Annotated in this window: 9 protein-coding genes; 7 read left to right on the top strand and 2 right to left on the bottom strand. The window is 73.0% G+C overall.

Going from position 1 to position 14,429, the window contains the following annotated elements; translation table 11 throughout:
* The first annotated feature begins 87 nt into the window (after positions 1 to 87).
* On the top strand, positions 88 to 3,156 hold the full coding sequence (locus tag WME83_RS07285; protein WP_437318524.1) for a PEP/pyruvate-binding domain-containing protein: 3,069 nt from the start codon (positions 88 to 90) through the stop codon (positions 3,154 to 3,156).
* A 209-nt stretch (positions 3,157 to 3,365) separates the two neighbouring features.
* Positions 3,366 to 3,881, top strand: a complete 516-nt coding sequence (locus WME83_RS07280) for a DUF1993 domain-containing protein (protein WP_437318523.1) — start codon at positions 3,366 to 3,368, stop codon at positions 3,879 to 3,881.
* 147 nt (positions 3,882 to 4,028) lie between these two features.
* On the opposite strand, the gene WME83_RS07275 is transcribed toward WME83_RS07280, so the two are convergent.
* Positions 4,029 to 5,981: a sulfatase-like hydrolase/transferase gene (locus WME83_RS07275; protein ID WP_437318522.1), complete on the bottom strand. Its 1,953-nt coding sequence runs from the start codon at positions 5,979 to 5,981 to the stop codon at positions 4,029 to 4,031.
* A 5-nt stretch (positions 5,982 to 5,986) separates the two neighbouring features.
* Positions 5,987 to 8,029 (bottom strand): sulfatase-like hydrolase/transferase, encoded by a 2,043-nt coding sequence (locus WME83_RS07270; protein ID WP_437318521.1) that lies wholly within the window; start codon positions 8,027 to 8,029, stop codon positions 5,987 to 5,989.
* Between the two features lie 156 nt (positions 8,030 to 8,185).
* On the opposite strand from WME83_RS07270, the gene WME83_RS07265 reads away from it, so the two are divergent.
* The 5 genes from WME83_RS07265 to WME83_RS07245 all read left to right on the top strand — a co-directional run bounded on the left by WME83_RS07265 (position 8,186) and on the right by WME83_RS07245 (position 14,388).
* Positions 8,186 to 9,448, top strand: a complete 1,263-nt coding sequence (locus WME83_RS07265) for a SprT-like domain-containing protein (protein ID WP_437318520.1) — start codon at positions 8,186 to 8,188, stop codon at positions 9,446 to 9,448.
* 171 nt (positions 9,449 to 9,619) lie between these two features.
* Complete coding sequence (locus tag WME83_RS07260) at positions 9,620 to 10,084, top strand: SRPBCC family protein (RefSeq protein WP_437318519.1); 465 nt, start codon at positions 9,620 to 9,622, stop codon at positions 10,082 to 10,084.
* A 478-nt stretch (positions 10,085 to 10,562) separates the two neighbouring features.
* On the top strand, positions 10,563 to 10,943 hold the full coding sequence (locus WME83_RS07255) for a hypothetical protein (protein ID WP_437318518.1): 381 nt from the start codon (positions 10,563 to 10,565) through the stop codon (positions 10,941 to 10,943).
* Positions 10,944 to 11,175: 232 nt separating this feature from the next.
* Complete coding sequence (locus WME83_RS07250) at positions 11,176 to 11,661, top strand: hypothetical protein (protein ID WP_437318517.1); 486 nt, start codon at positions 11,176 to 11,178, stop codon at positions 11,659 to 11,661.
* Positions 11,662 to 11,727: 66 nt separating this feature from the next.
* Positions 11,728 to 14,388: a transglycosylase SLT domain-containing protein gene (locus WME83_RS07245; protein ID WP_437318516.1), complete on the top strand. Its 2,661-nt coding sequence runs from the start codon at positions 11,728 to 11,730 to the stop codon at positions 14,386 to 14,388.
* Positions 14,389 to 14,429 lie beyond the last annotated feature (41 nt).

Here is a 14,429-nt window from a genome sequence, read left to right as displayed (position 1 = left end):
CCGCGCGGCGCGAAGACGCTTTTGCCAGGACGATGGCACGGCGATTGTACATCCGCGTCGCCCATGAGGTTTCAACGAATCGGTCGAATGGCTTGCCTTGCGCTGGCGCTCCTCGGCGCAGGCACGCTCACCGCGTGCGACGACGGCTCCTCGGGGGGCTCCGGGGGCAGCGGCGCCGCGGGCGGCGGTGATGCCACCGGCGGAGCAGGTGGTACGGGCGGCGACGGCGGCGACGGCGGTGACGGCGGCGAGGGTGGCGGAGACGGCTACGAATGGCCCGTCGAGACCTACCCGATCGACATCACCCCGTCCGAGTTCTGGAAGAACCAGATCGAGCTCCCCTTCGACCCCTTCGCGGCGTACTCGTCGTACGACGGGCCTACGTGGGTGAAGTTCACCGTGCTCATGCACGACCCCACCAAGGTCTATTACCAGAACAGCAACGAGTACCCGTTTCACGCCGAGTTCGCCACGCAGCGGCTCGACCCGTTCGTCGGCATGACGCGGGACGAGTTCGACCAGGTGTCGCTCCACGAGGAGGGACAGAAGGCCATCCTCGGCGCGGTGCTCATCTCGCCCTTCGCGGTCACCGAGCCGGAGTACGGCGTCCAGCTTGTCCGTCAGGACGCCTACGATCCCGAGATGGCGCGCGTCGTCCTGGATCTCGTGAAGGACAGCATCGTCGCGCCCGAGGGGACGAAGCCCTTCTATTTCCCGACCTACGAGCAGGCCGAGTCGGCCGCGGCGAACAGCGCGTTCTTCGCGGAGAGCGGGTTCCCCGTGAGCTCGGTCGAGCGATGGTTGAACGGCGACGCGTGCTATTCGACCGGCTGGGCCGTGGGCCGGCTCCGCTACGTCCCCCCGGACATGATCGACGCGGCCTACGCGAGCGGCGATCTCCGGGCCGAGGACATCCTCCTCACCGACTCCATCCCCGCGGAGGTGCCTTATGTGGCGGGCATCATCTCGCTGTCGCCGTCGACCCCGAACGCGCACACCGCGCTCCTGGCGACGTCGTTCGGCATTCCGTTCGTGTACATCGGCGACCCGGCCACCGCGGAGCAGGCGAAGGCGCTCGACGGGAAGGACGTCGCGCTGCGCGCCTCGCTGGAGTGGGGGGTCGTGTGCCGCGCCGCGCTCTTCGACGCCGACGGGAAGCTCGCGCCGGCGGACCGGGAGCAGCTCCTCTCGCTGAAGCGGCCGGGCGATCTCGGGATCCAGCCCAAGGAGCCGCTCGGGGCCTACTCGGGCTCCACCGAGGATCTCGGCCCCGCGGACATCGTCCACTTCGGCGGCAAGGCCGCGAACTTCGGCCTCTTGCGGGACGCCATCCCCGAGAGCTCCGATGTCGCGGTCGCGCTGTCGTTCGATCTCTGGGACGATTTCCTCGATCAGGCCATGCCCGGCGGCAGCACGCTGCGCGCCGAGATCGCGGAGCGCCTCGGCGGCTACACGTATCCGCCCGACATGCAGGCGCTCAAGGTCGATCTCGCGGCGATCCGCGCTCGGATCACCAAGGACACCGCCTTCTCCGCGGGGCAGCGGCAGGCGATCGAGGCGGCGATCGCGGACTTCTCGCCCACGAGGAAGATCCGGTTCCGGAGCTCGACCAACGTGGAGGACAGCGCCGTCTTCACGGGCGCGGGCCTTTACGACAGCTACAGCGGCTGCCTGGCCGACGACCAGGACGCCGACGAGGTGGGGCCGAGCCACTGCGAGGCCGGCGAGGACGAGGAGCGCGGCGTGTTCCGCGCGATCCGCAAGGTGTACGCGAGCTTCTACAACGACAACGCCTTCCTCGCCCGGCTCCTGTACGGCGTGGACGAGGCCGAGGTCGGGATGGGCGTCCTCGTGCACTACTCCTATCCTGACGAGGACGAGATGGCGAACGGCGTCGCCACGCTCTCGCGCGGGATCCCGCCCTCGGACGAGATCAAGATCGTGACGCAGCTCGGGGCGACGTCCGTCACCAACCCGGAAGGGGGAGCGCTGCCGGAGGTCGTGAGCGTGATCAGCGATTTCGGCGAGACCTACGTGCAAGTCCGCGCCGGCTCGACGCTGGTCCCGCTCGGCGATCACGTGATGAAGTGGGAGGAGGACTACCGCGCGCTCGCCTCCCTGCTCGGCCGGGTCGAGGAGCGGTTCAGGGAGGTGCACCCGAGCAAGACGGCGTTCCTGCTCGACTACGAGTTCAAGAAGATGAAGCCCGGGGAGCTCGTGGTGAAGCAGGTGCGCGAGGTCTCGGTCCCGAGCACGACGCCGACCCTCACGCCGTTCCTGCTCCCCGAGCCGCAGGAGCTCTGCACCTTCCAGGGCGAGTTCGGCGACGTGTTCGCGAACCACCGGCTCAAGGTGCGCGCGCGCCTCTCGCCGAAGAGCGCGTTCCTCACGCCGGAGGCCCTCGGCGCGACCCTCTTCGAGGACGCGACGCTCGACTACCTGTCTTCCGGATCGGTGGCGACGCTGTCGGGGAGCCCCGCGGCGTGGCCGGGCGCGTCGCACACGTACGCCGACCAGACGGCCACGGATGTGTTCGTGGACGGCGACGGGGCGTCGGCGGTCACCTACGCGCTCGCCAGCTCGGCCGTGCCCGAGCTGCTGCCGCCGTCGGTGGGGCCGCTCGTCGCGCTGCGCGATTTCGGGCTCGAGGTCCGCGCCGAGTACGCCACGCCGGTGTCGTCGCTCGACTGGGACGGCACGCCGCTCAGCGTGTCGACGGAGAAGGTGCTGCTCGACGCCTGCCCCGCGGACGGTCCGCCCGTGGAGGGCGCGCTGCTCCAGGAGCGCTCGCTCGCGTCGGCGTCGTCCAGCGTCCAGGTGGAGACCTCGTTCTACTGGCCGCCTTACCCGAAGGGCCCGACGGCCGGGTACACGGCGCCTCTCTACAAGTGGGTGGAGACGCGCATCACGGGGCTGACGAGCAGCCCGATCGTGCTCAAGGGCTACCACGCGCAGACGTACCGCCCGGCGCACCACAACTTCTCGGAGGATTTCGTCTTCGAGCCCCGGCTCGAGCCCGGCCTGGACCCGGCGCTCCTCGACGAGCTGGAGGACAAGGGCATCCGGTGGATCTACATCCGCACCTCCGATATCGAGGGGGTCCCGCCGCAGATGTGGACCGCCGACGCGGCGGGCGAGTTCACCCAGATCGACTGAGCGCCTCGCGGGCGGCCCGCGGAGCCCCGGCGCGCCGCGCGGCCGCCCGGGGCTCCGCCGGGGCCGTCACTCGTCCTCGCGCGTCGAGCGCTCACGCCGGGATCGCCTGTCGTGCGCCGTGGACCGGGGCCGGCGCGCGCGGGGGTTGACGCGCGGGGGCTGCGGATGGACCAGAGGCGCCGGTCGCTACCGTCGACAAGGAGAAGATCATGAGCCTTTACGAAAGCTCGTTCCCGCAGATGGCTCGCATGCTCGGTCAGGTGCTGGTCTGGCTCGACAAGGCGCAGGCCTACGCCGAGCAGAAGAAGTTCAACCCGGAGGATCTCCTCACCGCGCGCCTCGCGCCCGACCAGTGGAACCTCCGGCGTCAGATCCAGACCGTCGCTCACTGGCCGGTGCGGCTGGCCGCGCTCCTCACCGGCGAGGAGGCGCCGGCGCGCGAGAACGCCGAGGAGGAGACGATCGCGGATCTGCGCGCGAGCATCGGGAAGGCGCTCGAGCAGGTGAAGGCGCTGAAGCCGGAGCAGCTGAAGGGCGCCGAAGAGCGCACGATCCCGCTGTTCTTTTTGCCGGGCAAGGGCATGAAGGCGGCGGACTTCGTGTTCCAGTTCTCGCTACCCAACTTCTACTTCCACGCCACCACGGCGTACTCGATCCTGCGGCACAACGGGGTCGACGTCGGCAAGACCGACTTCATCGGCGCGATCGACCTCCGCGACCTGTGACCGCGGCGACGTTGCCCGCCCCACCAGCCTCCCAGCGAGAGCCGCCGCCGCTTCGCCTTCCTGGAGCGGGTCAGTACGCGAGCGAGACCGTCATGCAGCCGAGCGGCGGCGCGGAACGGTACTCCATCCCGGCCTGGCCCGACAGGCTCAACCGCCCCAGTCGACCTTCGGCCTCCCCGGCGGCGTCACGTTCGGCATCTCGTGGAAGAGCGCGCGCCCGAGATCGGGCAGCGGCGCGCACGCCTGCTCTCCCAGGTTGGTCAGCTCGAGCGGATCCTCCAGCACGTTGAAGCAGTGGAACTCGCCGTCCCACTCGCGCGCCTCGATCTTCAGCGGCCCCTGCATCATCCCCCAGTTGCGGAAGGAACACCCCCACACCCACGTGCAGTTCGTGAGCGGCACCGGCGCGACCGTGCGCTCCGGCCGCGTCAAGGGGTGCCCCATCATCCGACCGCGGAACGGCGCGAGCCGCGGCTCGTCCCAGAGGCCCATCAGATCGAGGAACGTCGGCGCGAGATCGAGGTGCCACACGAACTCGTCCCGCGCGCCCGCGATGCTCGCCCGCTCCTCCGGGGTCAGCGTCCCCTCCGGCGCGTCGATCCACGCGGGGACGAGGATCTCCTCGTCCCACAGCGAGCTCGTGTGGCCGAGCTGCCAGTGCTCCCGGAACGACTCGCCATGATCCGAGGTGTACACGATCACCGTGCGCTCGCCGCTCGGCGTCCCCCGGATGTGCTCGATGAGCCGGCCGACCGCCATGTCCGACAGGTAAACGACGTTGCGATAGTAGTTCTTGAACTGCTCGTTCTTCTCGGGCGACTTGCTCAGCTCGCTGGGCTGAAAGGGCGCATGGAGCGGATCGCTCACGTACGGGAAATGGATGTTCGAGTAATGCACGACCGCGAAGAACGGCTCGGCGAGCTCGCCCCACTCCTCGATCACGCGATCCGTGAGCTGCCGGTCATAGGCGCCGTAATCGAGGTCGGCGCCCGGATCGAGCTGGGTCGCCACGACCCGGTGCGAGACCGGGATGTCCTGCACATAGAGCCGGGCGTTCCCGAACATGAGGTTCTGGCTCGTCCAGTACGCCGTGTCCCACCCGGCCGCGTGCGCGTAATCCCAGAGCAGCGGGGCCGAGCTGAGCGCCGCGAGGCTCTCCGTCGGGGAGACGCCGGACCAGATGTTCGAGATGGAGATGGCCGTCGTCGAGTCGTGCGCCCGCATCTGCAAGAGCGGCATGCGCGCCGGCGCGGCGGCGTTGGAGAACGGCGTCGCCAGCTCGCAGTCCGGGTCGTACTCGACGCACGTCACGTCCGCCCGCTGGCTCTCCTGCAGAATGAGCACGACGTTCCGCGGCCGCGCAGGCCGCGCGGCGAGCGGCGGCACGCGCTCCGGGTCGCGGCGCTGCACCCGCAGATCCGGCGAGTCGTCGGTGATGCCGAGGTGCTCTTTGACGACGGCGGTGATGCCGTGGAAGTAGATCATGTCGGCGGACGACGACTGGATCACCCGGTAGCTCACCGGGATCCTCGTCACGCCGATCAGCGCGAGCGGCACGAGCGCCGCGGCGATGCGCCGCCGGAGCCGCCGCGGGCGCACGAACCGGCGGGAGAGCCGGAGCGCCGCAAGGGCGAGCCCGAGCGCGACGGCGAGGTGGGCGATCACGCGCGGGTGCCCGAGCGGGAGCGTGCCCACGATCGACCAGGGGATCGACTGGGAGTGGATCTGCGAGTCGATCGAGCAGTAGATGTTGTAGAGGGCGTGGAAGCCGCCCTGGACGCCGCACGCGAGCGTGAAGAGCGCGACGAACAGGCCGCCCGTCACGCCGCGCAGGGCGCCCCGGCGGCCCGAGGCGACGTAGAGCAGGACGCCCCAGAACCCCAGCGACACGGCGACGGTCGCGGCGTACCCCGCCGCGTGGAGCCGATCGAACGTGGTCATGTGGCGGCCCCGCCGCAGCACGTCGGCGACGAGGAACCAGAGCGCCGGCGACGCGAGCAGGGCGAGGCCGAGGAGGCGGCGCCGGCGGCGCGCGGCCCGGCGCGCGGCGCGCGGGCGAGCGGCGGGCGCGGCGCCCTGTCGATCGAGGTCCTGCGCCATCCGGATCAGTCGCGGCGAGGCGCCGCCGCGAGGCCGCGGAGGTGGGCCGGGACATCGACGCTGCCGGCGGGGCCGCCGTAGATCGCGTCGGCGAGCCGGGGCAGGTCGCCGCAGGCGGCGGGCCCGAGGTCGCGCTGCTCGCCGGGGTCGGCGAGCACGTCGTAGCAGTGCCAGGCGGTGTCCCAGGCGCGGGATTCGAGCTTCATGTTGCCGCGCATCATCCCCCAGTTCTTGAACGCGCAGCCCCAGATCCCGGTGCAGTTCGTGAGCGCCAGCGTCGCCGGCCCCGGCGACGGCCGGAGCAGGCTGCGACCGACCATCGCCGCCCGGTAGCCCGCGAGCGCCGGCTCCTCCCACAGGCCCATCAGGTCGAGCAACGTCGGCGTCACGTCGGTGTGGAAGACGAGCTCGTCCCGCGCCGCGCGCAGCGCGGACTCCTCCGCGGCCGTCAGCGTGCCCGGCGGCGCGTCGATCCAGCCGGGCACCCGGATCTCCTCCTCGAGGATGGAGCCGGTGTGGCCGAGCTGGCCGTGCTCGCGGAACGCCTCGCCGTGATCCGAGGTGAAGACGATCACCGTGCGCTCGCCGACCGGAGAGCGCCGGACGAAGTTGATGAGCTCGGCGATCGCCGCGTCCTGCCGGTAGACGGCGTTCCTGTAGAAGTTGCGGTACGCCTCGTTGTCGTCCGGCGCCTTGCTCTCGAGGGCGGGCTGGAACGGCGCGTCCTCCGGGTCGACGAGGTACGGGACGTGGGTGTTGCCGAAGTGGGCGACCGCGAGGAACGGCTCGCGCAGCGAGAGCAGCTCGGACCGCACGTGCGCCGACAGCTTCCGGTCGTCGGCCCCGAGATCGATGTCGGCGAGCGGATCGAGCTCGGTCGCGCCGCACTGGTGCGAGACCGGCAGGTCCTGCACGTAGAGGCGCGAGTTGGCGAACATCATGTGGTGGCTCGTCCAGTAGGCGCCGTCGAAGCCGGCGGCGTCGGCGTAATCGAAGACGAGCGGCGCGGTGTGGAGCTCCTCGCGCGTGGCGATCGGCTGGAGGCCGGACCAGAGCACCGCGAGCCCGATCGCCGTCGTCGAGGCGTTCGAGCGCATCTGCGTGAGCGGCAGCCGGCCGGGCACCGCCGCGTCGATGCGCGGCGTGCCGGGGCACCCGGAGGGCGCCGCGCCTGCGGCCGCGGGCGCCGAGCACGTGGCGTCGGCGCGCACGCTCTCGGTCAGGATGAAGAGCACGTTGCGCCGCGGGCCGGGCCTCGGGGTCAGCGGCGGCAGCGCGGGCGGCGTGCGGAGGCCGGGGCGCACCTGCGCCGTGGTCTGGACGCCGACGAGCTCCTTGATGAGGCCGCCGATCGCGTGGAAGTAGATGACGTCGGGCGTGGACGCCTGCACCGTGCGGTACGAGCAGGGCAGCACGAAGGCGGCCACCACGCCCGCGGGCGCGGCGAGGCGCGCGGCGCGGGCCCACGCCGTGCGGCCGGGGCGCACGATCCGCCGGCCGAGCCAGACGAGCGCGACCGCGAGCAGGAGCGGCGGGAGGACCGAGCGGAGGAAGTTCTCCCCGTCGGCCCGGAGCTGGCCGAAGAGGCTCGCGGAGAGCGAGGTCCCGAAGAGCGTGGCGTCGAGGTTGAGGTACGTGGCGTACTGGCGGTGGAAATAGAGCTGGCCGCCGAGCGAGAGCGTCGCGAGCGCCACGAAGAGCAGGGCCGCGATCCACCGCGACGCGCCCCGCCGCGCCGAGGCCGCGAAGAGCAGGAGCCCCCAGAGCGCGGCGCTCTCGACCATGGCGCCGAGGTAGCTGGCCGCGTGCTTGGCGCTCAGGTCGAGCAGGCGATCGCCGCGGATGCGGACGTCCGCGAGCACCACGAGGAGCAGCGGGAGCGCGAGGAACAGGCGGCCGTAGCGGCGCCGGGCGCGGGCGAGCAAACGCAGCCGCGCGCGCGCCGCCGCGCGATCCGGGCCGAGATCGCGGGCGAGGCCGCGGGACGAGCGGCTGGCGGCATCGGCATCGGCCGCCGGAGGATCGTTCGACGCCTTGAACGGGTGCACGGGTCGCGCGCGAGTGTAGCCAGGGCGTGGCGACTCGGGAACGTTTCTGCGGCGGGTCGGTGGAGCCCCGATGACGGTTCGGGCTGGCCGGGGGGGTGGGCGGGCGGAGAAAACCCTTCGACAGCCGCCCGAGGCGTGCCATGAGAGGCGTCCGACATGGCGGAGCAGCTCTTCCTGAACGGGTTGCGCGGCGCTCAGCAGGCCCGAGAGGCCGCCGCGCCGCCGGCCGAACCGTCTTCGTCCCCCGCATCCGACGCGCCGCCCGAGCCGCGGCCGTCCCCCGGCGCGCCGGCGCCCGAGCCGCCGCGCCAGACGGCGGCGAGGCTCAGCGCCGAGCTGGAGGCGGCGCTCGTGCGCGAGTTGATGGCGGCGTACCAGAGCCTCAACTACACGCATTTCCGGCGGAAGCTGCGCCCTCCGTCGATCGAGCTGTCCGACGCCGCGAGCCGGCTCGGGCGCTGGATCTCCGAGGCGCGCGCGATCGAGATCTCGCGGCCGCTCGTGCTGACGCAGCCGTGGGGGGTCGTGATCGAGGTGCTCAAGCACGAGATGGCGCACCAGTACGTGCACGAGGTGCTGGGCGTCACGGACGAGGCGGCGCACGGGCCGGCGTTCCGCGAGGTGTGCGAGCGCCTGGGCATCGACGCGACGGCGTCCGGGATGCCGTCGGCGAACGCGGGCGGGGCGGCGCGCGGCGACGGGAGCGTGGACGGCGCGGACGCCCGGATCCTCGACCGCATCGCGCGGCTGCTCGCGCTCGCCGACAGCCCGAACGCGAACGAGGCGCAGGCGGCGATGAGCGCCGCGCAGCGGCTGATGCTGAAGTACAACCTCGACGTCGCGAAGGCGCGCGCCGCGCGGCAGTACGGCTTCCGCCACCTCGGCGCGCCGAGCGGGCGCGTGGGCGAGAGCGAGCGGATCGTCGGGGGGATCCTCGGGAAGCATTTCTTCGTCGAGGCGATCTGGGTGCCGGTCTACGCGCCGCTCGAGGGCAAGCGGGGCAGCGTCCTCGAGGTCTGCGGGACGCCGGCGAACCTCGAGATGGCGGCCTACGTGCACGCGTTCCTGCACCACACGGCCGAGCAGCTGTGGAACGAGCACAAGCGGACGCACGGCGTGAAGGGCAACAAGGACCGTCGGACCTACCAGGCCGGCGTGATGCTCGGGTTCCTCGAGAAGCTGAACACGGAGCGGAAGGCGTCCGCGGAGCAGGGGCTCGTCTGGGTGAGGGACGCCGACCTGGACGGCTATTACCGGACGCGCCACCCGCACGTGCAGCACCTGCGTCACGCGGGCAACCAGCGGACGGCGGCGCACGCGCACGGGCGCGAGGCGGGACGGAAGATCGTGCTGCACCGCCCGATGCAGGGGGCGACCGGCGAGCGGGGCATGCTGCTGCCGCCGGGCAAGAAGCGCTGAGCGCCGCGGTCGCCGACGTCCGCCCCGGTCCGCGCGCGGCCTGGGCGGACGTCGGCGACGGCGCGCGGCCCGCATCTGGACGGCGCTGCGCGCTCGACGGGCGCGTTGACGGGGATGGAGCGGTTCCGGCACGATGGCCCGGTGTGCGGGCCAACCTAGGAGAAGAACGAGATGCCGCTCCGGTTCACCATTGAAGAGCGATTCGATGCGTCGCCCGAGGACGTCTTCCGGCTCGCGACCGACATCGACTCCTTCGGCGACTGGATGCCGAATTTCGTGCGGGCGGAGAGGCTCACGGGCGACGCCGCCGGCAAGGGCACGATGTGGCGTGAGACCCGCAAGATGTTCGGCAAGGAGTCGACGGAGCTGTTCGAGGTCACGGCGGCGGAGCCCGGCAAGATCCTGGACCTCTTCGTCGACGGGAAGAAGGGCACGACGGGGCGCGGGGAATACCGCTTTCGCTACGTCTTCGAGCCCCAGGGCGCCGGGACGCTGCTCCGGATGGATGGCGAGATCGCCGGGATGGGGTGGTTCATGGAGACGCTCGGGCGGCTGTTCATCGGCAGCTTCAAGAAGGCCGTGCACGGGGATCTCAAGGCGATGAAGACGCACCTGGAGCGGCGGCGGGCGAGCTAGAAGCGCGGGGCGGGGAGGCGAGCTAGAAGCGCGGGGCGGGGCGACGAGGGCGCGCCGAGCCGCTCGGCCCTCGACGGGGGAGGTCGTGGGGCGGCGCGGGAGCCCCCGCGAGGAGGGGGCGAGTGGGCCGGCGCACAGGGCAGCGCGTCATGACGCCTCGGCGGGATCGACGGCATGGACGCGCCGTGGGCGGCCCGCGGTGTGACGCTTCAATGGCAAGACGGGATGGCGCGCCGCGCCGAGCGGAGACGCCGCGCCCCGACTCGGCGCACGGCGAGCGCCGGCGCCGCCGCGCGGCCCCGCGCGGCGGCGCGCGCCGACCGGAATCGCATCTTCCCCGCATCGCGCCCGTCCGTCTTTGTTGACCCGGTGCGCGGCGCCAGGCACCATCCCCGCGCGGCGCCAGGCTGGCCTGCATGGCTGGAGGCTCGACCCCGGCTCGCTACCCTGTCCTCTAACAAGCTGTTGAGGTGCTTTGATGCCCGTTCGTACGATTTTCTTCCTCTGCCTTGCGCCCTTCGTCATCGGGTCGCTCCAGGGCTGCGGCGGCGATGACCCCGACCCGAAAGGCGAAGAAGGACCGCTCGGCGCGTGCCCGCCCGACTCCGCGGCGGAGCAGGCGGCAGGCATGGAGGCGCTGATGGGCAACTGCGACATCTGTCACTCGACGACGAAGGTGGGGGCGGCTGCCCGCGCCAACGCGCCCGAGGGCGTCAACGTCGACGATCCGGCGTATGTCAGCGCGAACGCGGAGAAGATCTTCGAGGAGATCGACGAGGGCGCGATGCCCCCGACCGGCCGGCTCCAGGACACCACGGTCGAGAACATCCGCATCTATCTCGCCTGCGAGACGCAGTAGCACCCCGCCCCATCTCTCACGCCTCGTCCGAACCGCCAGCGCGCCGCCTCGCGAGACGGCGCGCCAGCGACCCCGCCACGAGCCGCCCGGCCCGATTGCAGGCCCGGCCAGAGCAGCGATAACGTGGCCGCGGCCCCCCCCGGGGACATCCCACCTCGGAAACACGACGGCTCCCTTCGACATGAGGCTTGACCCGATGCGTTTACAGCGGAGCTTCAGCTTTGTTGTGGCGTTGACGATTGCCCTCTCGGCCTTCGGGTGCTCCGACGACGTCCCCGCGGGCGAGGGCGCCGGAGGACAGGCGGGGCACGGGAGCACCACGACGAGCGGCGCCGGCGGAGACGGCGGCAGCGCCGGCGGCGGAGGGGACGGCGGCAGCGCCGGCGGCGGGGGCATGGCCGCAGCGCCGGACTTCGCGCTGTTCATCGTCCCCGCCACCATCGACATCCCCTATGACGGGCTGACGTCCGTCGATCTCTCGATCCGTCGATTCAACGGCTTCGACGAGCCGATCGAGATCATCGTCAACGCACCTCCCGCCGGGCTCGTGTACACGCCGCTCGCGCTGCCGCCCGACGCCGCGTCCGGCGCGCTGGAGGTCGGAGCCTCGGGCGAGCTCACGGCGGGCACCACCTTCAACCTCGAGCTCGTGGCCCGCGCGGAGGACCTCCTGCGCTTCGCCGCGGTCGCCGCCACCGTGGTGACGGCCTCGCCCTGATCGCCGCGGGCCGCCGGCGCGGCCTCGAGCGCTGTGCGACCGCGCGATCCGGAGTATGGTGCAGGCATGTTCAGGCTGGATGCCCGCTCCGGGGCCGCGCTCGCGCTGGCCTCCGCGCTCGCGCTGACCGCCGCGCTCGGCGCCTCCTGCGCCGGCGCGCCCCCCGCGCAGCGCGGGACGGCGGCCTGCCCGCCGCTCTGCCCGCAGCCGACGACCCCGCCGCCCCCAGCGCCGCCGGGGCCCGTCGTGCCGGGCACGCCGGGCGAGGCCCCGGTGTTCGATCCCGAGCGCCTCACGCTCGTGCTGGACGACCCGAGGCTCGCGCCGGTGCAGAAGCTCGTCGCCGAGGAGGCGTACGCGAGCGCGGCCGCCGCCATGGCCCAGGCGCTCTCCGCGCCGCTGCCGCCCGCGGACGCGGCGGCGTTTCGCTACCAGCTCGGGCGGCTGCGCGCGCTCGCGGGCGACCCCCTGGGCGCCGCGAGGGAGTACGACGCGGCGGCGGCCGCCGGCGGGCCGCTCGCCGACCACGCGCGGTTCGCGGCGGCCGATCTCCTCGCCAGGGCGGGGCAGCCCGACGCGGCGATCGAGCGCGCGCGCGCCGTCTCCTCGGACGTCGCGATCGCCGACGAGCTCGATCGCGTGGTCGCCCATGCGCTCGCCGAGAAGGGCGACATCGGGGCCGCAGCCGCGCGCTGGCAGGCGTACCTCGCCCGGAGCTGGCCGGCGTCGACGTGGGTGCCCGAGGCGCTCCGCTTCGCCCGCGCGCTGCTCCGCCATCCGAAAGAAGACCACGCCGAGGAGGCGATCCGGCTCGCCCGGCGCGTCCTCGACGAGGCGCCGGGCGGCGCGGGCGCGGGCGAGGCGAAGGAGATCCTGGAGCAGGCCCTGTCGACGCTGCCGTTCGCGCGGCGCAAGCCGTTCCTCGACCCGGGCCCCGCCGACCTGCTCGCCCGCGCGCGCGCCCTGCTCGCCTCGCGCCAGGACAAGGAGGCGCTCGCCGTCACCGAGGCGCTGATCGCCCTGCCCGAGGCGCAGGCGCCCTCGGCCTTCGCCTGCGACGCGTTCGCCGCGCGCGGCGAGGCGCTCGGGCGCGTCCGACGGCGGGCCGAGGCCGCCGACATCTACGGTACGGCGATCGAGCGCTGCGGGCCGGCCGCGCCCGCGGCCGCCGCATCGGCGAGCGCGCCCGCCGTGGCCGCAGGCGCGAGCGCCCCGGCCGCCGCAGCGAGCGCCCCGGCCGCCGCAGCGAGCGCCCCGACCGCCGCAGCGAGCGCCCCCGCCGCCGCAGCGAGCGCCCCCGCGGCGCCCGCGGCCGCAGGCGCAGGCGCGCCCGCCCCCCGGCGGCCCGAGACGCTCTACAACGCCGCGCGCGCGTCGTTCCGCGTCGATCGGCACGCCGAGGCCGCCGCGCGCTTCGCGCTGCTCGAAAAGGAGTACCCGGATCACCGGCTCGCGGACGACGCGCGCTACCTCGGCGCGCGCGCCCTGCTCGCGCTCGGCGATCAGGCGCAGTTCGTCCAGATGCTCACCGCCATGCCCGACGACTACCCGTCGGGCGACATGGTCGCCGACGGCCTGTTCGAGCTCGCGCTCTTCGAGATGGAGCGCGACAGCTGGGCGGGCGCGGTCAGGCCGCTCGAGCTCGGGCTCGCGCGCTTCCCCCACGAGCGCGCGTACCACGCCGCCGGCAGGTTCCCCTACTACCTCGGGCGCGCCCACCTCGAGACCGGCTCGCCCGACAAGGGAAAGGCGCTGCTCGAGCAGGTGATCCGCGATTACCCGCTCTCGTTTTACATGGCGCTCGCCCACGCCCGGCTCGCCGACGCCGATCCCGCGGCCGCCCAGCGCGCCCTGTCCGCGGCCCTCGAGCGCGACGCGAGCGCGCCGTACGCCGAGCTCCGGAGCCCCCTGTTCGCGCGCCCGGCGTTCACCCGCGCGGTCGAGCTCGCGCGCCAGGGGGAGGCGAAGCTCGCGCGCCGCGAGCTCGACGCGCTCGGCGTGGGGAGCCGCACGGCCCCGCGCGAGGTGATGTGGGCCTCGGCGTTCCTGCTCGCGCGCGCGGGCGCGCTGCCGCAGTCGTACAGCATCCTGCGCACGGCGATGGCGGGCGACGGCCGCGTCGAGCTCGCGGGCGACTGGGTCGACCACTACCCGGCCGGGCGCTGGCGCAGCGCCTGGGAGCTCGCCTACCCGCGCCCGTTCGCCGCCCTCGTCACCGCGGAGGCGAAGCGCAGCGGGATCCCCGAGGCCCTCGCCTACGCGATCATGCGCGAGGAGTCGGCCTTCGACCCGAAGGTGGCCTCGCCCGCGCAGGCCTACGGGCTCATGCAGCTCATCGTGCCGACCGCGAAGCGCATGGCCAAGCCGCTCGGGCTGCCGTCGAGCGCCGAGGCGCTGAAGCGGCCCGAGGTCAACATCGCGCTCGGCTGCCGCTACCTCTCGGTGCTGCGCGGCCAGTTCTCGGACAACCCGCTGCTCGCGATCCCCGCCTACAACGCGGGCGGCGGCGCGCCGAAGCGGTGGATCGCGGAGCGCCCCTCGCAGAGCTTCGACCTGTGGGTCGAGCGCATCCCCTACGAGGAGACGCGGCTCTACACGAAGCGCGTGCTCGCGAGCCTCGCCGTCTACGAGCTCCTCTACACCGGCGATCAGCCGAGCGAGGCCCTGCGCACCCCGCTGCCCGCGAGCCCGGCGGCGCGCTCGGCCGTGGCGAACGCCGCGCCCTGACGCGCCCCGGCGCGCGCCGCGCCCTCGCCGCGCCCCGGCGC

It is taken from the genome of Sorangium sp. So ce385 (genome assembly GCF_051474135.1).
GTDB lineage: Bacteria > Myxococcota_A > Polyangia > Polyangiales > Polyangiaceae > Sorangium > Sorangium cellulosum_D.
Note: the sequence above shows the minus strand (reverse complement) of the source record. Positions and strands in the feature narration are given on the sequence as shown.